The 22874-nt window shown below is 59.7% G+C and carries 24 protein-coding genes and 3 pseudogenes; 11 read left to right on the top strand and 16 right to left on the bottom strand.

Translation table 11 applies throughout. The annotated features are described in order from the left end of the window. Window positions 1-14: 14 nt before the first annotated feature. Both ACP2YO_RS08075 and ACP2YO_RS08070 read left to right on the top strand, forming a co-directional pair. Window positions 15-866 (top strand): oxidoreductase, encoded by an 852-nt coding sequence (locus ACP2YO_RS08075; RefSeq protein WP_426440400.1) that lies wholly within the window; start codon window positions 15-17, stop codon window positions 864-866. Continuing rightward, window positions 823-1746 (top strand): annotated as a pseudogene (locus ACP2YO_RS08070) (aldo/keto reductase); the annotation flags it as partial. The gene ACP2YO_RS08075 and the pseudogene ACP2YO_RS08070, both read left to right, overlap by 44 nt. Window positions 1747-1829: 83 nt before the next feature. Here the strand turns inward: ACP2YO_RS08070 and ACP2YO_RS08065 are convergent. Then, complete coding sequence (locus ACP2YO_RS08065; RefSeq protein WP_426440399.1) at window positions 1830-2063, bottom strand: NUDIX domain-containing protein; 234 nt, start codon at window positions 2061-2063, stop codon at window positions 1830-1832. 317 nt (window positions 2064-2380) lie between these two features. Here ACP2YO_RS08065 and ACP2YO_RS08060 point away from each other — a divergent pair, with 317 nt between their 5' ends. Beyond that, window positions 2381-3055 (top strand): TetR/AcrR family transcriptional regulator, encoded by a 675-nt coding sequence (locus ACP2YO_RS08060; RefSeq protein WP_426440398.1) that lies wholly within the window; start codon window positions 2381-2383, stop codon window positions 3053-3055. Here the strand turns inward: ACP2YO_RS08060 and ACP2YO_RS08055 are convergent. The 6 genes from ACP2YO_RS08055 to ACP2YO_RS08030 are packed head-to-tail and all read right to left on the bottom strand — an operon-like array spanning window position 3052 to window position 8854. Continuing rightward, window positions 3052-3840, bottom strand: a complete 789-nt coding sequence (locus tag ACP2YO_RS08055; RefSeq protein ID WP_426440397.1) for an SDR family oxidoreductase — start codon at window positions 3838-3840, stop codon at window positions 3052-3054. The two genes, ACP2YO_RS08060 and ACP2YO_RS08055, sit on opposite strands and share 4 nt — an antisense overlap. A gap of 14 nt (window positions 3841-3854) precedes the next feature. After that, window positions 3855-4274 (bottom strand): hypothetical protein, encoded by a 420-nt coding sequence (locus ACP2YO_RS08050; protein WP_426440396.1) that lies wholly within the window; start codon window positions 4272-4274, stop codon window positions 3855-3857. Beyond that, window positions 4271-5203 carry an alpha/beta fold hydrolase gene (locus tag ACP2YO_RS08045; RefSeq protein ID WP_426440395.1) on the bottom strand — a complete coding sequence of 311 codons (933 nt, stop codon included), beginning with the start codon at window positions 5201-5203 and terminating at the stop codon, window positions 4271-4273. Before ACP2YO_RS08045 ends, ACP2YO_RS08050 begins: the two co-directional genes overlap by 4 nt. Continuing rightward, complete coding sequence (locus tag ACP2YO_RS08040; RefSeq protein WP_426440394.1) at window positions 5190-6497, bottom strand: thiolase family protein; 1308 nt, start codon at window positions 6495-6497, stop codon at window positions 5190-5192. Before ACP2YO_RS08040 ends, ACP2YO_RS08045 begins: the two co-directional genes overlap by 14 nt. Continuing rightward, the gene (locus tag ACP2YO_RS08035; protein ID WP_426440393.1) at window positions 6482-8035 is read right to left on the bottom strand and encodes a class I adenylate-forming enzyme family protein; all 1554 of its coding nucleotides are present in this window, start codon (window positions 8033-8035) and stop codon (window positions 6482-6484) included. The genes ACP2YO_RS08040 and ACP2YO_RS08035 overlap by 16 nt, the downstream gene beginning before the upstream one ends. Window positions 8036-8050: 15 nt before the next feature. Continuing rightward, window positions 8051-8854 carry an enoyl-CoA hydratase/isomerase family protein gene (locus ACP2YO_RS08030; RefSeq protein WP_426440392.1) on the bottom strand — a complete coding sequence of 268 codons (804 nt, stop codon included), beginning with the start codon at window positions 8852-8854 and terminating at the stop codon, window positions 8051-8053. 78 nt (window positions 8855-8932) lie between these two features. Here ACP2YO_RS08030 and ACP2YO_RS08025 point away from each other — a divergent pair. Then, a pseudogene (locus ACP2YO_RS08025) lies at window positions 8933-10111 on the top strand (CaiB/BaiF CoA transferase family protein). Between the two features lie 153 nt (window positions 10112-10264). On the opposite strand, the gene ACP2YO_RS08020 reads toward ACP2YO_RS08025, so the two are convergent. From ACP2YO_RS08020 to ACP2YO_RS08005, 4 genes are all read right to left on the bottom strand, one after another. Next, window positions 10265-10999 carry an SDR family NAD(P)-dependent oxidoreductase gene (locus ACP2YO_RS08020; protein ID WP_426440391.1) on the bottom strand — a complete coding sequence of 245 codons (735 nt, stop codon included), beginning with the start codon at window positions 10997-10999 and terminating at the stop codon, window positions 10265-10267. 37 nt (window positions 11000-11036) lie between these two features. Next, a complete protein-coding gene (locus ACP2YO_RS08015; RefSeq protein ID WP_426440390.1) occupies window positions 11037-11732 on the bottom strand; it encodes a nitroreductase in 696 nt (231 codons plus the stop codon). Between the two features lie 379 nt (window positions 11733-12111). Beyond that, a complete protein-coding gene (locus ACP2YO_RS08010; RefSeq protein ID WP_426440389.1) occupies window positions 12112-12927 on the bottom strand; it encodes an N-acyl homoserine lactonase family protein in 816 nt (271 codons plus the stop codon). Window positions 12928-13078: 151 nt separating this feature from the next. Continuing rightward, entirely contained in the window at window positions 13079-13378 is a 300-nt protein-coding gene (locus ACP2YO_RS08005) for a hypothetical protein (protein WP_426440388.1), read from the bottom strand. Window positions 13379-13982: 604 nt separating this feature from the next. On the opposite strand from ACP2YO_RS08005, the gene ACP2YO_RS08000 reads away from it, so the two are divergent. The 3 genes and pseudogenes from ACP2YO_RS08000 to ACP2YO_RS07990 form a co-directional block, all read left to right on the top strand. After that, window positions 13983-14381: an MAPEG family protein gene (locus ACP2YO_RS08000; protein WP_426440387.1), complete on the top strand. Its 399-nt coding sequence runs from the start codon at window positions 13983-13985 to the stop codon at window positions 14379-14381. A 53-nt stretch (window positions 14382-14434) separates the two neighbouring features. Next, a complete protein-coding gene (locus tag ACP2YO_RS07995; protein ID WP_426440386.1) occupies window positions 14435-15241 on the top strand; it encodes an SDR family NAD(P)-dependent oxidoreductase in 807 nt (268 codons plus the stop codon). 219 nt (window positions 15242-15460) lie between these two features. Beyond that, window positions 15461-15538 (top strand): annotated as a pseudogene (locus ACP2YO_RS07990) (hypothetical protein); the annotation flags it as partial. Window positions 15539-16079: 541 nt separating this feature from the next. Here ACP2YO_RS07990 and ACP2YO_RS07985 read toward each other — a convergent pair. From ACP2YO_RS07985 to ACP2YO_RS07970, 4 genes are all read right to left on the bottom strand, one after another. After that, window positions 16080-16241, bottom strand: coding sequence for a hypothetical protein (locus tag ACP2YO_RS07985; RefSeq protein WP_426440385.1), 162 nt, complete (start codon window positions 16239-16241; stop codon window positions 16080-16082). Between the two features lie 63 nt (window positions 16242-16304). Continuing rightward, window positions 16305-16610 carry an MFS transporter gene (locus tag ACP2YO_RS07980; RefSeq protein WP_426440384.1) on the bottom strand — a complete coding sequence of 102 codons (306 nt, stop codon included), beginning with the start codon at window positions 16608-16610 and terminating at the stop codon, window positions 16305-16307. Between the two features lie 93 nt (window positions 16611-16703). Continuing rightward, entirely contained in the window at window positions 16704-17699 is a 996-nt protein-coding gene (locus tag ACP2YO_RS07975; protein WP_426440383.1) for an aldo/keto reductase, read from the bottom strand. 148 nt (window positions 17700-17847) lie between these two features. Next, window positions 17848-18930, bottom strand: a complete 1083-nt coding sequence (locus ACP2YO_RS07970; protein ID WP_426440382.1) for an alkene reductase — start codon at window positions 18928-18930, stop codon at window positions 17848-17850. A 114-nt stretch (window positions 18931-19044) separates the two neighbouring features. On the opposite strand from ACP2YO_RS07970, the gene ACP2YO_RS07965 reads away from it, so the two are divergent. The 4 genes from ACP2YO_RS07965 (at window position 19045) to ACP2YO_RS07950 (ending at window position 22370) form a co-directional block, all read left to right on the top strand. After that, window positions 19045-19326, top strand: coding sequence for a LysR family transcriptional regulator (locus tag ACP2YO_RS07965; RefSeq protein ID WP_426440381.1), 282 nt, complete (start codon window positions 19045-19047; stop codon window positions 19324-19326). Window positions 19327-19464: 138 nt separating this feature from the next. Next, complete coding sequence (locus ACP2YO_RS07960) at window positions 19465-19851, top strand: LysR substrate-binding domain-containing protein (protein WP_426440380.1); 387 nt, start codon at window positions 19465-19467, stop codon at window positions 19849-19851. A gap of 484 nt (window positions 19852-20335) precedes the next feature. Then, entirely contained in the window at window positions 20336-21004 is a 669-nt protein-coding gene (locus ACP2YO_RS07955; RefSeq protein ID WP_426440379.1) for a TetR/AcrR family transcriptional regulator, read from the top strand. Window positions 21005-21251: 247 nt separating this feature from the next. Further along, entirely contained in the window at window positions 21252-22370 is a 1119-nt protein-coding gene (locus tag ACP2YO_RS07950) for a CaiB/BaiF CoA transferase family protein (protein ID WP_426440378.1), read from the top strand. An 87-nt stretch (window positions 22371-22457) separates the two neighbouring features. On the opposite strand, the gene ACP2YO_RS07945 is transcribed toward ACP2YO_RS07950, so the two are convergent. Then, entirely contained in the window at window positions 22458-22823 is a 366-nt protein-coding gene (locus tag ACP2YO_RS07945) for a nitroreductase family protein (RefSeq protein WP_426440377.1), read from the bottom strand. Window positions 22824-22874: the final 51 nt, after the last annotated feature.

Raw genomic sequence — 22874 nt, 5'->3', positions numbered from 1 at the left:
CAAGAGAATCCTCAATGTCAAGACTTGACGTGAACAAGGTCGCTCTTGTGACGGGAGCCTCGTCCGGCATCGGCGAGGCTGTCGCGCTACGGCTGGCCGAAGGCGGCTCGAAAGTCTACGCGGCGGCGCGTCGTCTGGACCGAATGGAGCACCTGAAGGAAAAAGGAATCCGGGTGCTTCCGCTTGATCTCACGGACGAAGCGTCAATCGCGGATTGCCATCAGACAATCGTAGAGGAAACCGCCGGCATCGACGTCCTCGTCAACAACGCGGGCTACGGCAACTATGGCTCGATCGAGGAGATTCCGCTAAACGTCGCTCGGCGCCAGTTCGAAGTCAATTTGTTCGGCTTGGGCCGCATCACGCAACTCGCGATCCCACATATGCGGAGCAAGCGATCCGGTTTGATCATCAACGTCTCCTCGATCGGCGGCATCGGCGCCTACCCTTACGGTGGTTGGTATCATGCTACGAAGTTCGCCCTCGAAGGTCTGTCTTCCTCGCTTCGCCAAGAACTGAGCCCTTTCGACGTCGACGTCGTCATCCTGAGGCCCGGTGCCATCGACACCGGCTGGCGAGCGATCGTCGGAGAAAGCCTGTTACGCTATTCGGGCAACGGCCCATACGCAAAAGCGGTCAACGCCGCACACTCGAAGTTCATGAGTTCCGAATTCGACAAGATGGTCGCCGATCCGAAGGTCATCGCCGACGTCGTGCAGGAGATCGTCGAGACCAAAAACCCGAATCCGATCTACACCGCGCCTCGGATGGCGCGGAATCTCAGTCTCGTCCACAAGCTGCTCGGCAGCGACCGGGTGCGCGATGCGTTCGCGCGCAGGTTCATCGGTCTGCCGAAGACGATGTGAGGAGACGACCATGAAGACTAGAACTCTTGGCCGCGGCGGGCCTACCATTTCCGCCATCGGACTCGGATGCATGAGAATGTCGAGCTTCGCTGGCGCTCCCACAGATCCCGATCCGGATAGCGACAAGGAGAGCGTCGCCACCATCGAGGCGGCGCTGGACGCCGGCATCACGCTTCTCGACACTGGCGACTTCTACGGCATGGGTCACAACGAAACGCTGGTGGGTCGTGCGCTCAAGAGGCGGAGAGACCGCGCGTTCGTTAGCGTTAAGTTCGGCGCTCAATGGGCGCCCTCCGGCGCGTTCCTCGGCGCCGATTGCAGGCCAAACTCGGTCAAGAATTTCGCCAGCTATTCGCTCAGGCGGCTTGGTGTGGACGTGATCGATCTGTATCAGCCGGGACGCGCCGATCCGGCCGTGCCTTTCGAGGACACCGTTGGCGCCGTAGCGGATTTGATCAAGGAAGGAAAGGTTCGATATCTCGGCGTCTCGGAGGTCAATGCCGATCAGCTTCGCCGTGCACACCGGACCCACCCGGTCGCGGCGTTGGAAATCGAGTATTCACTTGCCACCCGCTTCATCGAACGAGAAATTCTGCCGACCGCGCGAGAGTTGGGCATCGGGGTCGTTGCTTACGGGGTCGTGTCTCATGGCCTCCTGAGCGGGAAGTTCAAGCGCGGCGTTCCTCAAGCGGCTTTCGCCGGGTTGGATAGGCTCCAAGGTGAGAATCTTGTAAGGAACCTGCAGACCGTCGAAATCTTGGAGAAAATGGCTTCCGAGATGGCTGTAACAACGGCCCAGCTGGCCCTCGCCTGGGTGTTGTCGCGCGGCGACGACATTGTTCCCTTGATCGGGATGAGTCGCAGATCACGTCTTCTCGAAAACCTGGGAGCGCTCAATATCGCGCTTAGCCAAGGCGATCTGACGACACTCGATCGCGTTTTCGCGCCTGGCGCCATCCTCGGTCACCGATCCCCGCAGCAGGTCTCTTCGGCGAACTCGCGCCGCGCCGCCTGCTCTGGATCTTCCGTCGCGTCGATTTCGCCTTTCGGGATGGACCACACACCATCGCCCTTTTTCCTCCAGAACGGACCACCGGGATGGACGAGAAGCACTTCGAGATAATTCAGCCCCCTGCGATAGGCCAGGATGCCCGCACTAGCGTTCGCTCTGGCGGATGTCTTCTTGGAAGAAGTCATGTCGTTCGATCCTGGCACATTGACCGGCGGCCAGCTACACGCTCCGGCCACACAATCTTCTGCAGGAAATGAGTGCGGTTTATGCCTGCGATCACGCCGGCCGTTGCGTCCTTGGTCGCTTCGGGTGTCACGCGCGAAAGCCCCACCGTGCTGCAGTGGTGGCGCCGGCTCGCGCGAACCGAATCACGCTGAGGCCCACATCGAGGTGCATTGGCCCAACAGATCGATCGCCCCTCAATCAAGCGGCTGCGGTGGCAATGTCCCCAAAATATTGATATCATTGTCGAAGAGGAAGACCCTATCGAACAGCAGGTTGCATGCCCCACTGGAAGAACGCTTCGCAGACGAACGATGATATTTCACGCCTGAAGCGCGATGCCATTATCCGCGAAGCGGGCCGGATATTCAGCCGAGATGGGTTTCACAACGCCTCCCTCGACGAAGTCGCACGCGTTCTGGATGTTTCAAAGGGGACTCTGTATAATTACGTCCGGGACAAACAAGATATCCTCTTCGAGTGTCACAAGCTCGCATTGAGCGTCGCGGAACGCGCGTTTGAAGCCAGTAGCTCCAGCCGTACAGGCGCGGAGCGACTACGCACTCTTTTGACGACCTACGCGACTTCGATAAGCGAAGAGCTGGGAGCCTGCGGCATAATCAACGAGACCGGTGCATTGCGCGAACAGGATCGTCGTTTCGTGAAGGCCAGACGTGGCAAGCTGAACTCGCGCCTCGTCGCGATCGTAGAGGATGGGATCCGCGACGGCAGCTTGCGTCAGGTGGACGCCAAACTCGCAGTTTTCACCGTCGTGGGAGCGGTCCACGCTATCCCCGCTTGGTATTCTCCGAACGGACGTCTCTCAGGCGCTGAGGTGGCCGGACAAATCGTCGATATCGCCATGAGAGGACTCCTGCCGTTCTACGACGAAATGGCGGCCGCACCACCTCGGGCGGTCGCAAAGCGGGCCAAGGTGCGCACAAGCTCCCTTTAGAACATTCCGTGGACCAGGCCTCCGTCGATCACGAGGTTCTGCCCGACCATCGAACTAGCGTGTTCGCTGCACAACATCGCGCAGAACGCACCGAAATGGTCCGGATCCGCGAGTCTCTTCGCCGGGATATTGAACCGGACAAGAAGCTTTTGCTCTTCGGCTTCGTAGCTCGACCCATTGCGGTCCGCCAAATCCCGCAAAGTGTTCTCTAAGCCCAGAGTTGAGTGCAAGCCGGGCAAAAGGTTGTTCAACGCCACGTTGTCCTTCGCAACCCGCTTGGACAACGCAACCGTATAGTTCACCAGGGCAGATCTCGTCGGTCCCGACAGCAATCGGAATTCCGATGGATACTTTGCCGCAACCGTCGCGATATTGACGATACGACCCCAGCGACGCGCAACCATTCCCTCGACCGACGCCCTCATCAGTTCGATCGGCCCGACCAGGGTCGAAGCAACGGTCCCGTACCAGTCCTCCTCGATGATTTCGCGATAGTCGTCGGTCATCTTCGGAGGAGAGCAGGTTATGACAAGAATATCCGGCTCCGGGCAAGCTTTTAGCAGCGCTTCGCGGCCCTGGCGCGTGCTGTGGTCGGCGACAACGGCACTTACCCGGGCCTGTGTCTCTCGCCGTATCTCGTCAGCAGCGGCATTGAGGCGGTCGCCGCCGCGGGCCGAAATGAACAACTCGACGCCTTCGCGTGCCAACGCCATTGCGCTGCTGAATCCAAGGCCGGCGCTTGCCCCTGCTACGATGGCTCGACGTTTTCCGATTCGAAGATCCACGGCGAAATCCCTCCTTAGCTTTTGCCGTCCGGCGCGTGCGCCGTCGCAGCCGGGATGCGGTAAAGCAACCCCGTGGCCGTTAATTCGTCGACCTTCCACTCGCCGCCGACGCCCTCAATCATCCATTCGAGAATGGCCCACAGGTCGCGATCCGCAGTCTGTTCGTCCAGCGGTTCAAGACGATCCGCGTATGCGAAGATCTCCACGCCGCTAGGAAACGGCTCGCCGCTACGTCCGATGAATATGAGCGCATAGGTAGCCCCGGATGGAGCTTGCACGACACCGGGCCGGTCCCTTCCGACGCCATCCAGGCTGAACTTGCTGACGAAGAATTCTCGGAACTCCGGATAGTGGCCAAGCCTGTCCTCGGCCAGGAGGAAGCAAAGCCGTACGTCGGCATCGGCGGGCGCGGCGAAAATCTTGATCTGGCTCATGCCTTTTGATCCCTTCCGCCACGATCGAGCCGTCCAAGAAAATCGATGATCAACCGGGATATTTCCGGGGAGGAATCCTCTTGCAGAAAGTGGCGGCCTGTCACCAAATGCGGGCCCTCGGCATGGGGCAGTATATCCTTGAAACGAGTACTGAACGTCGCCGCGTCGAACACCTCGTCTTCCCGTCCCCAGATGATCGTCGCCGGGAGCTGCGACGCACGCAGCTTCTGCTCTAGCCAAGTGAACCGATCCGTCGCGCGCGCGGCTGAATCCAGCGGAATCCATCTCGGCCAGGTCCACGTCAAGAGCCGAGTAGTCGGATCCGGGAGCACGCCTTCATAAGCCGCCTGAGCCCGTCGTTTGAAGCTCTCACGATCGACGACTGAAAGGTATACGCCTCGCCCGGTCAGTATGTTGTGACGCCCCATCAGGTAGGGCCCGACCAGCGGCGCATGCATCATACGCCACGGGAAAATCCGTTCGTGAAACGATGCGGGAGGCGATGGCCAAGCCCAGGTGCTCATGATCACCAGGCTGCGCATCCGTTCGGGCTCGTACATCGCAAGGGAAAGGCCCGTCGGCCCACCCCAATCGTGGCAGACGACGCTTAGCCGGCGCAGGTCGAGTTGACGGACGAGGGAAACGAGGTTCGAGGTGTGGTTATCGAGGCTGTGAGTCGCTTCCCGCGTCGGTTTCTCGGACAGGCCGAAGCCGATCATGTCCGGAACGATCACTCGATACCCCGACTGAACCAACGCGGGGATAATGTCTCGGTACAGGTAGCCCCAAGTGGGATTGCCATGAAGCAAAAGAACCGGATCCCCACTCCCTTCGTCGACGTAATGCATGCGCCAGCCGTTGACGCTCGTGTAGCGGGGCGCGAACGGCCACTGAGCTCTGATCTCGGCGGGTAGGCTATCGAACGGCATGTACAAACCCTATCGCCGGCGCTTCGAAGATGGCAACGTGGACCGCGGCTTCCTCCACGCCCCACAGGCCTCCACCGTTCTCCTGCAACGCCAACCTGGCCCGCTCGACCTGACGTTCGGCGCTACTGCCCCGGAGTTGGGATACCAGCTCGAAGATCTGTCCCAGGCCCGTAGCGCCAACCGGATGCCCCTTGGATTCGAGGCCTCCCGACGGATTGATCGGCAATCGCCCTCCTATCGTGGTTTCGCCGGACTCGGCCATCCTGCCGCTGTCGCCTGGTGCGCAGAATTCCAGATTCTCCACGTGGAGAAGCTCGCCCACCGCGGTCGCATCGTGAACCTCGGCCACATCCACGTCGGCCGGTCCGATACCCGCCTGCTCGTACGCCGCTCGCGCGGCAAGACGCGTCACATGATGATCGAGATCATCACCGTTCCGGTGGCTTGCCGACCGCATGACACTCGCGCGAACCTTGACGGCCTGCTTTCCGAGGCCCAGCCGCCCAAGCCCCTCTTTCGAGCACACGATCGCCGCCGCGCCGCCGTCCGAGATGGGCGCACACATCGGCAGGGTCATGGGATAGGCAATCGGCGGAGCCGCAAGCACCTCATCGATGCTAATGGCCGCCCGGTACTGCGCCCGGCCATTGTGAACCGAATGGCCGTGGTTTTTGGAGGCCACCGCCGCAATCTGGCGCTGAGTTATGCCGAAACGCTTCATGAGCTGACGGCCGAACGCTGCGTATACGTCCATGAACACGCTGTAAGGCTTGTCCGACGTCGTGTGCAGCGGTATTTCGATCCCCGCGCCCAGTGCGGTAAGCCTCCGCACGTTTTCCGGTACTGTCTCGATATCCCATCCGGAGTCGAATTGCGCAAACATCTTTGCCTTGTCCTGCGAGTACATCTTCTCGACGCCGACGGCCAAAGCTACATCTGCCGCTCCCGCTCGGATCTGATTGACGGCAAGATGGAATGCCGTCGAACCGGTCGCACAGGCGTTCTCCACATTGTGTATCGGGATGCCGTCGAAGCCCATCGCGAGCAAGGCGATCTGGCCCCGGATGTACAGTTGCCCCTCCATGAAACCCTGAACCGAGTTTCCGAAGAACGCGACGTTCACTTGCTCGGGCGAACATCGGGCGTCCCGCAGCGCCTCACTCACTGCATCCGCAGTCAGTTGCTTGACGCTCTTGTCCAAGTGGCGACCGAACGGTGTCATCCCAACGCCGACGACATATGCTTCCCGCATTTGAACTAGCTCCATCGGGACCGCGCTCAGACCGAGCGCCATTGACCTTCCCAGAATTTCGCGCGCGCTTCGCGACGCAGTAGCTTACCAACAGCGTTACGTGGAAGGTCGTCCCAAAATTCCACGCTTTTCGGCGTCTTCACACCACCCAGTCGATCCCGGCAGAGGCCAATGAGTTCGTTGTCTGTGACGCTTTTTCCTGGCTTGAGCTTGACGAGGGCCTTGATCGCTTCACCCCACTTTTCGTCGGGTACTCCGATCACGATGCAGTCGAGAACCGCCGGGTGTTCGTAGATGACCGTCTCGATTTCGGTCGGAAATACGTTGAAGCCCCCGGTGATGATCATGTCCTTCTTTCGGTCGACGATCGTGACGAAACCGCGTCGATCCATGATCCCCACGTCGCCGGTGTGGTGCCATCCTTCGCGCGAGACCTCCTGCGTGGCCTCGGGCAACTTGTAGTACCCGCTCATGAGCGGCGCTCCTCGAACCACGATTTCGCCAGGCTCGCCCGCTGGCAGCGGCAACCCGTCGTCCGACAAGATGTCCACCCGCAGCGGTGGGATTGCCCTTCCAGCCGCCGGCAAAATTGTTTCGTCGAAGCTACCGTCCGCGAGCAGGTAATCCGCGGGCTTCTTCAGCAGTACCGGCAGTAGCGTTTCCGATTGCGCGTATCCTTCGACCAGGACCGGACCAAAGGCGCGAACGGCCTGCCTGAACTTTTCCGGGGCGATGGGAGCCGACCCGACCAGCAGACACTTGAGGCTCGAAAAGTCCGTCTCCCCGAGTCGAGGGTGGACGAGAAGCACCGAGATCACGGTTGGCGGGAAGAACACGTGGGTGATACGTTCAGCCTCGATGACGCGCAGGACCTCGTCGGCGTTGAACTCGTGCATGATCACGTGCGTGCAGCCATTCGGTATGCAACCGAATGCGAAGCTTCCGGCCGCGTGCGATAAGGGCGCAACTGAGAGAAGTCGGCTGCCCTCGTCGAATTCGAGGTACCGCGAGACGTTCAAGACCTGCATTTCGGTGGAATAGTGCGTGTGGACGGCTCCCTTTGCCGGACCAGTCGTGCCGCCCGTCGGTTGGATATAGGCCATTCTGCCGGGATCGCAGGCAGTATAGCCGTAGTCCTGCCAACAGCCGTCGAGCCACGCCTGTAGCTCTGGGCCGTGCTCCGACCGGCGGTCGATGCATACGGCCGTCCGAAGACTCGGCACGGCGCTCAGCAGCTGACCGGCTTGCGACTCGTATTCGCTATGGAAGAATAGGACTTCGCAGTCGAGATAACGCGCCACTTCGGCGTTCGTGGCGGCCGAACTGCGGCTATGAATGCCTGTCCAGGTCAGATCCGCCCGGTTGACGCCGAGTTGAAGGAGCGGAATGCGATGGTCGTTGCCACTGTAGATCCCGACGATCGCATTGTCGGACAAACCTGGTTCGCGGCGCAGACGACGCGCCACGGCGTGAACGTATCGTCGGGCCCGGCCGAATGTCATCCGCACATCACCGAAGACCAGAGCTTCGCGGTCGGGAAAGCGAGCGGCCGCCGCATCGAAATAGTCCGCGATTCTCATGCCCAGCGCTCCGCCCTACCGACCTTTGTAGACCGGCTTTCGTCTCTCGTTGAATGCGGTCAACCCTTCGTTCCTGTCGTGCGATCCGGCGTGCCACTCGACCATTTTTAGCTCCGATCTCAATGCGACCTCAAGAGGCTGCTCCCGCCCATCGTGGAGCAAGCTCTTCATACGCTCGAGAACCAATGGGCTCTTGTCGGTAATGCGCGAAAGCAACGCCTCCACGGCTTCGTCGAGCTGGCCTACCGGAGCGATTTCGTCGGCAAGTCCCCAGGACAACGCCTTCTCGGCGTCGAGAAGGTCGCCAGTGAACATAAGATATTTCGTGCGCGCTTCTCCGATGCGGCGCGGCAGGCGAACCGAGTTGCCCGCAGCCGGCAATTGAGCGAACTTCGCATGTCCGTCCCCGAGCTTGGCGTTGGAGTCGAGCACGATCAGGTCGCAACAAAGCATCAGCTCCATGCCGCCGGCAAGCGCGAGTCCGTTTACCGCCGCGACGGTTGGTACGCTCAAACGTTCAAGTCGGCTGTACGTCGCCATCACCTGACGCAGGAAGGCGACGAACGCCCGATCGGGGTCATCCGGCGAGCCGTTCGCCAGTACCGCCTTTAGATCGGCTCCCGCGCAGAACCGATCCTGACTACCCGTTATCACCAACGCCCGGATAGACCTGTCGCTTTCGACCAAATCCATCGAGGCCTGCAGTTGGTCCATCATCGACGGCCGGATGGCATTGAAGGCTTCCGGACGATTGAGGGTGAGCCAGATCGAAGAGCCTTTCCGCGCTACGATCATGTCTTCGGTCGAAGCTACTGGCATCCGTGACCTCCCTCCTGAATTATGACTTTTATGTACAATGAGTTGACTTTGTAGTCAATAAACTATCACGGACGGATCATGCATGGTGGCGATCACGTCTGCGTGTTCCGTGTGGCGGCCATTTTGAAGGAGCCAAGTTCGATGAAGGGACCTTTGAACGGAGTTCTCACGCTTTCGCTTGCCGAGACGTTACCGGGCCCCTTCGCGACCATGCTGCTGGCGGAGTTGGGTGCCGACGTGGTTCTCGTCGAGCGCCCCGGCGCCGGCGACCCGGCGCGGTCGTGGCCTCACGTATTCCCATCCCTCGCACACAACAAGCGAAGCATCTGCCTCAATCTGAAAGACCCGGCGGACAAGAAGAAGTTCATGGGGCTGGTCGCCACCGCCGACGTGGTCGTGGAAGGATATGCGCCAGGAACCGCGGCCAAGCTCGGGGTAGACTACAGCGCCCTGCAGGTGGTTAAGCCCGACCTGGTCTACGGGTCCATTTCCGGATTCGAACAGACAGGGCCATACCGGGATCGGCCGGCGCATGACGTTTCTACCCAAGCCACTGCCGGGCTGATGGCGGACCAGGCGACGTGAGCAGGAAGCACACCGACGATTCCGTGGGCGGATCTCGCCTCCGCCGTGCTCGCGGCCCTATCGATAGGGACGGCTCTCTACGCCAAGAAAACGATCGGCAAGGGCCGCCATATCGACGCGTCGATGGCGGACACACTGGTCTTTTTGATGGCGCCATAGATCGTGCGGCCATCAACAAAGAGCTCGCTCTCGATGTCTCCACAGGTCCCGCCTATGGTAGCTTCGACTGCTCGGATGGACGCGCGCTGACCCTCAGCGTCGCATCACGAGGATGATTTCTGGCGCAGCCTGTGTGAAGCGATCGGCCTCCCAGAACAGGCTCAATTGAAGTTCGGCGCCTGCTTGAAGCGATCGAAAGTGCTTCGAGCGATGGTGGCGCAGCGCATCGTTGCACAGTCGCTGGCGCACTGGGCCGATCTTTTCGACACGCGGAGAATCCCATGGTCTCCAATAAGCAATCTGACTGAAGTCGCCGAAGACCGTCATTTTGTTGATCGCGGACTGTTCGAAACCGTGTTGAATTCGGCAGGCGAACCCGAAGTCTACGTTCGTCAGCCACTGCTGTTCTCCACGTTTTCGCGGCCGCCGCTCCGCCTCGCACCAACACTGGGCGAGCGCATAGAACAAATACTCGGCGCCGCTTCGCAGCGCCAAGACCGCGAAAAGTACTAGGCTGCACGATCCTGTCTAAGGCCATCGCCTTAGGGACTTGGCTACGGCTTCCGTGCGCCGGAGCCGGTCTAAACGGGCGATCCATGCTCGCGACGTTCCAAGGCCGTGGTTCGGCTCCGGCAGGGTGACGCGGTGTAGGGAGCTTCGAATACTCTAATAGGTAGCCCTGCCTCCCGAGAGATCGAAGCCGAAGCCCGTCGTAAAGGAGCATTCGTCGGATGCGAGCCAAGCGATCATCGCGGCGGCCTCATCGGGCCGCCCCATCCGAGCCATCGGGATCTTCTCGAGTGTTCGCGCGAAATTTTCCGGCGCCTGTCTCGAAACGGCCTCGACCATAGGCGTCTCAATGATGGCAGGCACAACGCAGTTCGCAGTCACACCCGAGGTCGCGAATTCCTTCGCGATCGCTTTCGTGAAGCCAATGACCCCGGCCTTCGTCGCGGAATACGCCGCAAAGAAGGGATTACCTTCCTTCCCGGCCATCGATGCAACATTGATTATCCGTCCGTATCGCCGCGAAAGCATTCCCGGCAGGAAGGCCTTGCACGTATGGAAGACGCCGGAAAGATTCGTCGCCACGGAATCTGCCCAAGCCTCTTGCGACAATTCCTGGACCGGAGCAGAGGCCGCAAGCACGCCAGCGCTGTTAAGGAGTATGTCGACATGGTCGTAATGTCGCTCTGCATCTTCGGCGGCCGCCCTGACGTTCTCGAAACTCGATACGTCGACCGCCACCGCGCGTACTCGGCCGAAGGCTGATAGCGCCTCGGCGGCTGCACCAATCTTCCCAGCATTTCGCCCCCAAATCTCGACGACCGCTCCCGACCTCAGCAGGCGCTCGGCAGCCGCCAAACCGATGCCGCTAGTCCCACCTGTCACGACGGCCACGCGGCCGGAAAGATCTATGTGGTTGCTCATTGGTCCCCTATTCGTGGAATACGGTGAAGGTCGAGACCGGAGCCCGATCTGTTTCCAGCCGATTGACGACCGCTTCGGGATCGGCGTAGCCGAACGACATGCCGCAAACCACTATCTCGGTTTGGGGTAGACCAACGAATTCGGCTATCGTGTCGGCATAGTCGATGAATGCTGCCTGCGGGCAGGTATCAAGCCCGCGTCCTCGTGCCGCGATCATGATGCTTTGAAGAAATAGCCCGTAGTCCAGCCAACTACCGACCGCCATCCTCCTGTCGATCGCGAAGATCAATCCGACCGGCGCTCCGAAGAATTCGAAGTTGCGTCCCGTCTGCTCGTGCATGCGCGACTTCTCGCCCTTCGCGATGCCCAGAAGACGATACATATCGAGCCCGACCTTGCGGCGTCGTCCCAAGTACGGCTCTACCCATTCCTCCGGGTAGTATTGATACGGTCGCGGTTCAGTAGTCGGACCGCCGGGCGCGTTGTATTCGTCCAGTAGAAGTTCGGACAACCGCCGCAAAGCCTTACCTGTCAGCACGTGCACCTTCCAAGGTTGAGCATTGGCTCCAGAGGGCGATCGCGAAGCGACCTCCAATATGCGCTCGATATCTTCCCTCGGAACGTTCTTGCTCAAAAATGCACGGACGGAGCGTCGTGATGCGATTGCTCGGTCTACATCGCCCGAGGGAACTCTGTCGCTCATTTTCGCGAACTCCTGTCGACTGCTACGGCGGATTTCGCAAAAGCTCTCCCGCGCCGCGCGCGGACCTCGGCGTCACATGACTTAGGACTATTACAAATTGACTTTTGCGTCAACCCAGCGCGTCATGCGTGACTCAGATGCATTGTATGCATGCGGGAAAACGCGCGGTGTGTCATCAGCGCGAGCTTGCCCGCTTGTTCAAAGATTCAAAGAAGCTGCTCCAAGCGCGGCGTGTCGGTCGTCTTTCAGTTCAAGACGAGTGCGCCTACACTTCGCGCATTTCACCAAGAACACAAGAAATCCCGCCACTGGTGCCGGTTCTTCAAACGCGATGGGTGTGCTTCAAGCCTTCGCTGGCGCACAGTTCGAGCAACGAGCTCTATCGTGCGAAAGAGGCTTCCCTGAGCGCCTTGGCCGTAACCTCCCGAATTGGTCCGTCCGTCAAAGTTTTAGATTGAGCTGGATCATGACCAAAAATGAGTACAGCGCCCGCATCTAGGAGCTTCTTGAACATGACAAAATTCCTCATCATTGCGTCCGCGTCGCGCACAACCATCGCGTCCGGAAGCATCATCCTCTCAAGCGCTGTACGCATGTAGCACGCGTCCGCGGTGAGCCAGACGATGCCGTCATCCGTTGCAAGTCGAAGGGACTGGTGCCCGGGTGTGTGACCATAGGTAGGTACACAGGTAATTGTCCCATCGCCAAACAGGTCGTACTCACCGTCGATTTCAATTCGATCGTGACCGAGGTCATAATGGCGCGGAACAAATCGATTCTCCGCTATCCCTTCTGGCGTCGTGGCGGACTGCCATTCTCGCTTCTGGATTACCCACCGCGCATTCGGAATAGCCTCATTTCCTCCGCAGTGGTCGAAGTGCAAATGGGAGTTTATCAAGTAATGAATACGTTTCGGATCGCGGTCGAACGACTCAAGGCGCTTGGAAATATCCTCCCCCGGCAAATATCGTACCTTCATATAGGGCGCCAGCGATCCAAGCGTTTCTTTCACGACCTCCGGATCCGTGCTTTGGAGCGTCTTTTCCAAACCGGTATCATATAAGACCGTGCCCTTGGGATGATCGATTAGGTAGCTGGGAACCGGAACTGCCAATTCGCCCTCTTCACCAGCGACAAAGAAGCCGTACGGCATCGTAAGCCAACCGCAAGTCATCGCATACAGTTTCAGGGTCAATTTGTCCTCCGCAGCAATGTTCTCTGGTTTTTTTCCAGCATGCTATGTAGCACAGAATTGACTTCATCGTCAATTAATCGTTCTATCACGTCATGCAAATCGAGGACTCGATAAGAAGCCGTTTCATCGGACTCGGACCGTATTCCTGATCTCAGCTGCTTTCTCTTGGGAGTGCCGTGGCAAACCCCGTCAACTTTTCACGGGAAGCGATGAATTCTAAAGCGATGCGGATAGAATGCCGCTCGCCGAACCCTGCGCTACGTTCGAGATTCGCGGCGGCTTTCTTCATATTCCGGATGTGCCGGGAATTGGCTTGCGCGTTTGCCGCGCAAATCTGCCAGCGATTCGACACCGTCAGACGCTGCGCCGGTTTCCGCCCGACAGCCGACGTGCCCGTGGACACTCCCAACCCAGTGACGGCGGCCGCGATGGCTCCTTCGTTCACGTTCATTGTGACGTGGCCTCGACGCGGATTGAGGTCGCTTTCCCGTCCTTGCGGAAAGCCCAAGCGTCCGGACCAAGCCCGGGCGGCCCGACGATCAATTTGTACTCAGCCAGGTCTCCGGGGAGCGTTCCCCATTTTTTAAGATAGGCCGGAGACGCAACGAGCAGCCGGCGAGAGACGCCAATACGCCGTGCCACCGCGCTGGATTCGGTTTATGCTTAGGCGACGTCGACCGCTTCAATTACCAGGTCCTAGCGTTTGTCATCGAGAAGGAAATCGACGCGAAGCGCCGGATGCTTTTCCAGGAATTTGGCCCGCGAGGGGATCATTTCCCGAACTGTGAACGTCGTCGATGTCGCAACCCGGAGCAGGCCACGCAGTCCGCCGGTCCCCCGAGCCGCATGATCCAGAAGCGGATGGCCGCGAAACGTTGAATTCGCGTCCCGCTGCGGAAAAGCTTCCCGTGCGCGCGACGCGAGCGAAGAGGCCGAGAGCATAGATGCGATCGTTCATACCAATCCTGAATATATCTTACGCAAATTGACCCGCTAGTGTTTTGTGCCGATTAACGCGATTATCGCAGTGCTCAGAAATTCACGGAACAACGATCATGCTTCAAATCTCCATCGCCTACGCTGGCCTTCTCATCTGGCTATCCGCCATCGCGCAGCACGCCAACAATCTTGCGTCCCACGGCAACGCGTACGTTATGAGCGACCGTTCAAAACAATTGCCGGATGACGGATTCACAGGGCGATCCGCCCGTGCGCTACGCAACAACATGGAATCGGCGTTGATGTACGTTCCGGTCGCGGTCGTAACGGTGCTCCAGGGCCATTCGTCTTGGCTGATCTCCGCAGTCGCGCTGGTCTACATGGTAGTCCGCACGACATTTACACTCGGCTACTGGTTGCCGATCAACCCCATCCGGTCGCTCTCCTGGCTGATTGGCATGATATGTATAGCCGTCTTGGCGGGAAATCTGGTCTACCGTGGCTTCTTTGCCTGACGGGAGGGGCTGGTCGCGCCCGACGTCGAGCCGCGACCCGAGGGAGAACTACGATGAAGTTGGCTGGAAAGCGCATCCTCGTTACCGGCGGATCGAGTGGCATCGGTTTTGAGATCGCGAGGTCGGCTCTCGCTAAAGGGGCTCGCCTGATTATCACAGGTCGCAACACCGAGCGGCTCTCACGAGCCGCTCGTGGGCTGGCGGACGCAAAAGGCGAGGTTATTCCGCTGGTCGCCGACGTCGCGACGGGGGATGGTCGCGCCGAGATGCTCGAAGCTACGCGTGATCGGTTGGGCGGCTTGGACATTTTGGTCAACAACGCCGGCGCAGTCCGCGCCGGACGGCTTGAGAACATCTCCGAGCGCGAGATTCGCGCAATGATCGAAACCAACCTTGTGGCTCCAATACTGCTGACGAGAGCATGTCTTCCTGAGCTGAGAAAAGGCCGCGAAGGCATGGTGGTCAACATAGCATCAAGCAGCGCGGTAACGGGCGTTCCCTTCTATTCCCCCTACGCGGGCACGAAGTCAGGCCTGGTGCGGTTCGGCGAATCGCTTCGCAGAGAGCTGAAGGGCGAAGGTGTGCACGTGCTCGTGGTTTATCCCGGAGCCACGGAGACGCCTATGATGGCGACCTCGAAAGCGGGACCGGAGAGCGGCTATTTCATGGAGAGCGCGGCAAGCGTCGCAGCTGCGGTGATTGCAGGGATCGAGGCTAATGCGTTTGAAGTGACCCGCGGAGGTAAAGAGCGCGCCCAAGTCGTCGCGCTCAACCGAGAAGATCCCGGGCAGGTCGACGAGGCGTTCCTGGCGATCAAACTTTCGCTCGAAGAAGCGGTGCGTGATCACAAGGCACTCTAGCGCGAGCGGGTTGGCGAGCAGCTGTGCTGTTGGCCGCAGGCCGAACGCTAGGAGGAATGCTCTCCCGAGCTCGCGAGCGAGCGTGGAGCGCACAGTTGGTCGCAGCTGCGCCTTACGCGGAAAGCGGCGATGCTCTGCGAAGCTTGAGGACCCGGCGAAGAGAGATCAGCAATTGTAGAAGGCAGATGCCGCGATAAACGGACTGATCATCATCCCCTGATGACGCCCTACACGATGGGTGGGCTCGCCTTAAGAAATCGGGTGGCCATGGCCTCGATGACGAGGGGCCGCGCAAGGAATCCCGGGCTCGTCCCAGGCGACTTGCAGATAGCATATTATAAGCAGAGGGCATCTTGCAGGGCTCATCTTCACCGAGACAAATTGGGTCAGCCCACAGAGCATAGGCTTCATCAACGTTCCCGGTCTCTCCACGGAGCAAAGGGCTGGCTGGCAGAGGGTAACCGACGCGGTCCACGAAGAGGGAGGGCTGATCTTTTGCAAAGACGACCGACAAGCGGATTCGGAAGCTGCTGGATAAGCCGCCGCCGGACGGGTTTACGCGCTCGACCGGCCCTTCTGCCGGTCGATGTTGACGTCCAATAGAACAACAAAATGAGCAAAAGGCCGACGCAGAAGGCCCGATCGAAGAAGAGCTCCGTGTCAAGCAATGGAGAGGTCTTCGCCACGGATTTGCGGTGTTGATGGACGACGAAAACTCCCAGAACGATCGAGGACGCGCCCAACATCGCCCAAGTCCAGGAGGGCCAGCCGGCCTCCCGCCCATCGATCAGGGGGTAAAGCAGAAGCCCGAGCCTAAGCGAACTTAGCGCGGCACCGATCAAGTCGAGTCTCTGGACGCCCGGGGCGCGGATTCGTCGATAACGAACGGGCCTACCGTTAGCGCGAAGATGCCAACGGGAAGGTTGATCGAAAGCCCGAAGAAATCCGCGGAGGCGACGAAGCCGCCGAGCACGCCGCCGAGGCCGAGCGTTACGGCCATCCAGGCGAACGCCGTCGCGGGCCTCGATGAAGGTCACCCGGATGATTGCCAGCGTTTGAGGTGTCAGCATTGGGCCGGCGATACCCTGTACGACTGAAATACGATTAGGCTGGACGGAGTGGGAGCCGCGCCGCACAACGCCGATGCGACGGTGAAGGACGTGAATCCGATCAGGAACATTCGACGGCGGCCGAACCTGTAGCCGAGACCGTTGCTGGTGATGAGGCCAAGCGCGAAGGTCAACGTGTAGCCGGCGACGATGAATTCGGCCTGCGCGAAGGTCGCGCCCAGGTCGGTTCTGATGCTCGGGATCGCGACGAGGACGATGAAATTGTCCAGCGTAGCGACGAAGACGGCAGTGAGCAGCACTGCCAAAAATATCCAGCGCCGCAGGCTGCGATCCGTTCCAGCGATCGCTGGGACCAGTGAAATCTTTCAGGTCGACCGTTGAATTCTCCGTTGCTAACGGGCCGCATCGCCTCGGCGGAACTCGACCGTCAGGTCGTCGAGCCGCTTCTTCAGATCCGCACTCATCTCAAATTGGGCCGCCGCCAAGGTCGCGTCCAACTGATCGACGCGGCTCGCGCCGAGGACGACCGACGTGACGGCGGGATTGGCCAGCAACCACGCGATGGAGATCGTCGACAGGGGCTGTCCGACGCCTTTCGCAATGGAGTCGAGTTCCGCGATGGTCTGAAATTCGCGTTCGTGCCAGTAGCGCTGCTGATACACGGCGCCGAATTGCCCGACCTCGCCGGAGAAGCGTCCCGCCTCCGGCTGCATGTCGAATTTGTGCTTGCCGGTCAACATCCCACCGGCGAGCGGATTGAACGGGATGACTGCCAGATTCTCTTCCTGCACGAGCGGGAGAAGTTCGCGCTCGATTTCGCGGAATAGCAGATTGTACCGAGGTTGAACGGATGCGAACCGAGCAACGCCAAGCACATCAGAACGTCCTAACGCGCGCGCCAAGCGATATGCCAGGACGTTCGAAGTGCCGACATAGCGGGCTTTCCCGGAACTCAAAATCGACTCGAGCGCGTGCAAAGTCTCGTCGATCGGAACCGTCTGATCGTCGAAGTGAAGCTGGTAGAGATCGACGTAGTCGGTACCCAACCGGCGAAGCGAACTGTCGATGGCGTCGAGCAGATGTTTGCGCGACGTGCCCTGGTCCCACCTCGACGGCCCCATCGGGGCGCCGCCTTTGGTGGCAACGATGAAACGACCCCGCCGCCCCTTGAGCCACCTGCCGACGATCTCCTCGGTTCGTCCGACCGAAGCGAAATCGGCACCCATCGGATAGCCGTCCGCAGTATCGATGAAGTCGACGCCGGCGTCGGCTGCTTTTTCCAGAATCCGCTGAGCCTCGACCTCTTCCGTCTGCTTTCCGAAGGTCGCGGTTCCTAGGCACAGCTTCGAGACGGTTAATCCAGTGGCGCCGAATCTTGCAAACTTCATTGCATTCCCCGCATCGTTGTGGGTATTGGGCAGTTCGGTGTGGCGTCGGTGTAAAGATCGAGCATAGTGTATTGCCTCTTCAGGATTTGGAATTGTGTAGTCCCTCTTGGCTGAAGCTCTTTCGGTTCACGATGCTCCCGCGCGAATCTCACTCTGAGGGTGGATAATCGACGTACCCTTTTTCTCCCCCCTGGTAGAAAGTGTCGGCCACCGGGGGCGCGAGCGGAAGATTGTGTTCAAACCGGCGAACGAGGTCGGGGTTGCTGATGAATGGCTTAGCAAACGAGACCAGGTCCGCAGCGCCGCCACCGATCGCAGCCATGGCCGCGGCCCTGTCGAAACCCAAGTTGGCAATAATCGGCCCCTCGAACCGCTCGCGATAGTAGCCAACCGTGTCCTGTAGCGCGGCAATGGGAGAGTTGGTTAGGTCGCCTGCTGCGCGAACGACGTGGAGATGTGACAGCGCCAGGCGATTGAGCGCGCTGACGAGATGGTCATAGGTTTCGACCGTTTGCTCGGTGGGACGAAATCCACCCTGACTGAGAGCAGGGCTGATCTTCACGCCCACCCGCCGAGGTCCCCAAGCGGAAATTAGTGCCTCAAGAATCTCGACGACGATGCGGCAGCGTTTCTCGGCGTTGCCGCCATAGGCGTCTTGGCGGGTGTTCTGTTCGCTGTTTAAAAATTGCGGGAGAAGATAAGTGGTTGCGCAGTGCACCTCGACGCCGTCGAAGCCAGCGTCGCGCGCGTTACGACCCGCTGCCGCGTAATCAGCGACCGTGCGCTGTATGTCGTCAAGTGTCATCGCACGGGGCGTCACCGTGTCCTTGAATCCCTCGGGTGTGAAAGCGCGCAGGCCTGGATTGACCGTCGAGGGAGCGAGCGGTGAAAGTCCGCCGAAAAAATCCGGGTGCGAGACGGCGCCCGAATGAGCGAGTTGGGCGAAGATTACGCCCCCTTCCTGGTGGACCGTCTCAGTTACCTTGCGCCAGCCATCAACTTGCGCGGGCGTAAACAGGCCCGGTACATTGATGAATCCGATCGCGTCCCGGCTCACCCAAGTTCCCTCTGTCAAGATTAAGCCGGCGCTGGCGCGCTGCCGGTAGTACTCCACTTGCAATTCGTTCGGGACGTGTCCTGGGTTGGTCGTCCTCCCCCGAGTCATGGAGGCCATGACGATACGGCTCTTGAGTGCGATTTGACCAAGTTTGAAGGGCGCAAAGAGGGTCAAGAAGTGCCGGTCCTTCCTCAGACCCATCATGTATTTGGGGCTGCTCACATAATTTGGGTTATACAGAATTTAGCGGTAGTCTTAAAAAACAACTTTCTAAAATGCGATTTCTGTATGAATGATCGCTCTACCGCCATACAGCTTTTTATTCGGGTCGCTCGCAGCGGCAGTTTCTCGGTCGCGGGGCGCGAGATGGGCGTGACGCAGCCAACGGCGTCCCGAATCGTTGCGGCTTTCGAAAAGCGGGTCGGGGTGGCGCTGCTGACGCGCGGTACGCGTGCAGTGACCCTCACCGAGGCCGGCGCCGACTACCTCGCTCGTTCGGAGATGATTCTCGCAGCTCTCGACGAGGCGGACGATGCCGCGCGGGCACTGGGGAGCTGCGCGGCGCGCTAGGGGTCGCAACATCCCCCATATTCGCCAGCAAGACAATGATGCCACGCCTCGCTGGTTTCATCGACCAGCACCCGAAGCTGCGGATCGAATTCACGTTGGTCGGGCGCACGGCACGATTTGAGAGGAGATTCGGTAGACGTGGCGGTCCGCATCGGGATTTTGAGCGACAGCACCGCTGTTGCTCGCAAGATTGGGACAGTTCACCGGGTAATCGTCGTCTCTTCGGTGTACCTTTTCAGAGCCGGAACGCCTCTCAACCCTGCCGATTTGACCAAGCACACACTCATCGTCGGTCCAGCCGGCGGTAGCTCCGAGGGCTGGTCATTCCACAGGGACGGAAAGACGACGTCGGTTCGCGTGCAAGGACGCCTCGTCATCAATGCCACCGAAGCTGCGACGACTGCTGCGATCGCAGGATTGAGAATCTTCTCCACTGGAGAAAGAAGCATCCAGGCCGAGCTGGAATCCCGACCCTCGTTCGGGTTCTACCGGACTGGGAAATTGGATCGTCCGACATTAACGTGATTCTACCGGCCGGACGGGCTGCGAAAGCGTCGGCGCGCGCTTTCGCGGACTTCGTCGCCGCGCAACTTCGTGAACCATGAGATCCTACGCACCTCGAGCGTTATCGGCGTGAGCGCAGAGTCCAATTGTGGACTGGACTATGGCTTGCGTTTCGAAACAAATCATCGATCAGACCAGACAGGCGGGCGCTTCTCTGCAAACGCCTGCGGTCCTTCGTTGGAATCCTCGGTGCTTGGAATGGGCGCGTTTGCCGCTATTCGGGTCGCGAGGTCAAGAGCTCCTGGTAGTGCCTTCTCCTTTTCGGTCACATGGACGGCAGAACCACGCCAAGGGGCGGCGCAGACCCGGAGATGGGGTACGCGTTGACCGTTAAAACGCCGAAGGGATCGCTCGCCTCGCTTTTTGGTCCACCTTGGGAACTTGGAATCTGGCAATGCGCCAAAATATTGATATTGTTGGAGAGTAAGAACTGACCGAACGGTAAATGATGGCCCACTGGAAGAACGCTTCGCAGACAAACGACGAAATTTCACGCATGAAACGCGACGCGATCGTCCGCGAAGCGGGCCGGATATTTAGCAGGGACGGGTTCCACAACGCCTCCCTTGACGAGGTTGCACGTGTCCTCGAGGTTTCGAAGGGCACCCTTTACAACTACGTACGCGACAAGCAGGAGATTCTTTTCGAGTGCCACAAGCTTGCGTTGAACGTCGCACAGCGTGCGCTCGAGGCCTGCCGCCCGGGCGATAGCGGGGCAGAGAGATTGCGAACCGTCTTGACGACTTACGCAACGGCGATCAGCGAAGAGTTGGGAGCTTGCGGCATCATCAACGAGACCGGCGCTTTGCGCCAACAGGACCGTCGCTTCGTCAAGGCAAACCGTCGCAAACTCAACTCGCGCCTCGTCGCGATCGTAGAGGACGGTATGCGGGATGGCAGCTTGCGCCGCCTAGATGCCGAACTGGCCGTATTCACCGTCGTCGGCGCGGTCCATGCCATCCCATCCTGGTACTCCCCGAATGGACGTCTCTCGGGTGCGGAAGTGGCCGAACAGATCGTGGACATCGCGATGGGGGGGCTCCTGCCCTCGCCCGACGAAGCGGCGATTTCGCGACCGCGCGTAATCGCGGAGCGGACCAAGGTCCGCACATGACGCTGCTGGAAAATTCCGTGGACCAGACCTCCGTCGCCGTGAAGGACGCTTTCGTTCGAGGGTTATGCCTAACCTGAAGCTTTCACCATGCTGATGTCCCTTCGAAATAATGACTAGTAAATCTGGAAAATTGACGCTATAGTCAATGCAGGCGGCGAGCGATCCGTGCGGTTGGCGATGACGATCTCGTTGTCACCGGCGCCCATTGCGGAATGGGCGCCTCGTGTTGCTGTGGAGAACCAAAACGATGACAGGACCATTGAACGGAGTCGTCACACTGTCGCTTGCCGAGACCCTACCGGGCCCTTTCGCGACGATGCTATTGGCGGAACTAGGCGCCGACGTGGTTCTCGTCGAGCGTCCCGGCGCGGGCGACCCTGCGCGGTCGTGGCCTCATGTGTTCGCGTCGCTCGCCCACAACAAGCGAAGCATCTGTCTCAATTTGAAGAAGCCGGAAGATAAGGAGAAGTTCGTGGGACTCGTCGCGGCCGCCGATGTCGTCGTGGAGGGATATGCGCCGGGTACCGTCACCAAGCTCGGGGTAGACTACGACACGCTGCGCGCGGTCAAACCCGACCTAATATACGCATCGATCTCCGGGTTTGGACAGACAGGTCCCTACCGCGATCGACCTGCACATGACGTTTCGACCCAGGCTATCGCCGGCTTGATGGCGGACCAAGCAAGACGCGCCGCGGGCACGCCGATCACGCCCTGGGCCGATCTGGCCTCCGGGGTCTTCGCCGCCCTATCGATCGTAACCGCCCTCTACGCGAGAGATGCGACAGGCAAGGGCACCTATATCGACGTGTCGATGGCGGATACTTTGGTGTCTCTGATGATGCCATGGATCGTGCCAGCCATGAACAAGGGCCTCGCTCTGGATATCTCCTCGGGCCCCGCCTACGGGAGCTTCGACTGCTCGGACGGGCGAGCGCTGACTCTCAGTATCGCATACGAGGACAACTTCTGGCATAGTCTCTGTCAGGCCATAAACCTCCCGGAACACGCCGGACTGAAGTTCGGCGCACGACTGAAACAGTCGCCGGCGCTTCGCGCGTTGGTCGCACAGTGCATCTCCACGCAGCCGTTGGTGCACTGGGCGAACCTTTTCGATGCGCACAGGATCCCATGGTCTCCGATCAACGGCCTGGAAGACGTTGCGAACGACCGCCATTTTCAGGATCGCGGGTTGTTTGACACGGTTGCGGATTCGGCAGGCAAATCGGAGGTGTACGTCCGCCAGCCGTTACTTTTTTCAGCGTTTTCGCGGCCGCCGCTCAAGCCGGCTCCGGCGCTGGGCGAGCATACCGAAGAAATACTCGATGCTCTTGCGAAGCTGCGAGGCGGCCCGAAAGATGAATGATTCCTTGCTAGTAAGTCGCTCTTCCTCCCGATAGGTCGAATCCGAACCCGGTAGTGAAGGAGCATTCGTCGGACGCCATCCAGGCGATCATGGCAGCCCCCTCTTCGAGCCGCCCCATTCGTCCCATCGGAATCTTTTCGAGCACACGAGCAGGTTTTCTGGTGCTTGCCTCGATGCGGCCTCGCGGCCTCGACCATAGGACCGCGGTTGGACTCCCGGGCCTCCGGTCGCATTGTGTCGAGCCAAGAGGAATTCGGAGAGGCTCGGCAACGCTTCGCCCGTAAGAACATGGACCTTCCCAGGCTGGGCATTCGCTCCTGACGGAGCTCGCGAGGCGATATCCAGAACGGTCTCGATGTCTTCCCGCGGAATACTCTTTCCCAGAAAGGCGCGCACGGAGCGTCGTGAGGTGATCGCCCGATTGACGACGGCCGAAGAGACGGTATCGGTCATGTTCGCTGAGACCTTCGATTCGTGTTGTGTTGTTTCGCCGCGAAGGCTCTC

Source organism: Bradyrhizobium genosp. P, from assembly GCF_049949265.1.
GTDB lineage: Bacteria > Pseudomonadota > Alphaproteobacteria > Rhizobiales > Xanthobacteraceae > Bradyrhizobium.
The sequence above is the reverse complement of the archived record's forward strand: the minus strand, read 5'-3'. Positions and strand labels throughout refer to the sequence as shown.

Excerpts from the sequence above, each read along its gene's own strand:
- ACP2YO_RS08075 (WP_426440400.1), top strand. The coding sequence starts at position 15 with ATGTCAAGACTTGACGTGAACAAGGTCGCTCTTGTGACGGGAGCCTCG.
- ACP2YO_RS08065 (WP_426440399.1), bottom strand. The coding sequence starts at position 2,063 with ATGACTTCTTCCAAGAAGACATCCGCCAGAGCGAACGCTAGTGCGGGC.
- ACP2YO_RS08060 (WP_426440398.1), top strand. The coding sequence starts at position 2,381 with ATGCCCCACTGGAAGAACGCTTCGCAGACGAACGATGATATTTCACGC.
- ACP2YO_RS08050 (WP_426440396.1), bottom strand. The coding sequence starts at position 4,274 with ATGAGCCAGATCAAGATTTTCGCCGCGCCCGCCGATGCCGACGTACGG.
- ACP2YO_RS08045 (WP_426440395.1), bottom strand. The coding sequence starts at position 5,203 with ATGCCGTTCGATAGCCTACCCGCCGAGATCAGAGCTCAGTGGCCGTTC.
- ACP2YO_RS08040 (WP_426440394.1), bottom strand. The coding sequence starts at position 6,497 with ATGGCGCTCGGTCTGAGCGCGGTCCCGATGGAGCTAGTTCAAATGCGG.
- ACP2YO_RS08035 (WP_426440393.1), bottom strand. The coding sequence starts at position 8,035 with ATGAGAATCGCGGACTATTTCGATGCGGCGGCCGCTCGCTTTCCCGAC.
- ACP2YO_RS08030 (WP_426440392.1), bottom strand. The coding sequence starts at position 8,854 with ATGCCAGTAGCTTCGACCGAAGACATGATCGTAGCGCGGAAAGGCTCT.
- ACP2YO_RS08015 (WP_426440390.1), bottom strand. The coding sequence starts at position 11,732 with ATGAGCGACAGAGTTCCCTCGGGCGATGTAGACCGAGCAATCGCATCA.
- ACP2YO_RS08005 (WP_426440388.1), bottom strand. The coding sequence starts at position 13,378 with ATGAACGTGAACGAAGGAGCCATCGCGGCCGCCGTCACTGGGTTGGGA.
- ACP2YO_RS08000 (WP_426440387.1), top strand. The coding sequence starts at position 13,983 with ATGCTTCAAATCTCCATCGCCTACGCTGGCCTTCTCATCTGGCTATCC.
- ACP2YO_RS07995 (WP_426440386.1), top strand. The coding sequence starts at position 14,435 with ATGAAGTTGGCTGGAAAGCGCATCCTCGTTACCGGCGGATCGAGTGGC.
- ACP2YO_RS07985 (WP_426440385.1), bottom strand. The coding sequence starts at position 16,241 with ATGGCCGTAACGCTCGGCCTCGGCGGCGTGCTCGGCGGCTTCGTCGCC.
- ACP2YO_RS07975 (WP_426440383.1), bottom strand. The coding sequence starts at position 17,699 with ATGAAGTTTGCAAGATTCGGCGCCACTGGATTAACCGTCTCGAAGCTG.
- ACP2YO_RS07965 (WP_426440381.1), top strand. The coding sequence starts at position 19,045 with ATGAATGATCGCTCTACCGCCATACAGCTTTTTATTCGGGTCGCTCGC.
- ACP2YO_RS07955 (WP_426440379.1), top strand. The coding sequence starts at position 20,336 with ATGATGGCCCACTGGAAGAACGCTTCGCAGACAAACGACGAAATTTCA.
- ACP2YO_RS07950 (WP_426440378.1), top strand. The coding sequence starts at position 21,252 with ATGACAGGACCATTGAACGGAGTCGTCACACTGTCGCTTGCCGAGACC.
- ACP2YO_RS07945 (WP_426440377.1), bottom strand. The coding sequence starts at position 22,823 with ATGACCGATACCGTCTCTTCGGCCGTCGTCAATCGGGCGATCACCTCA.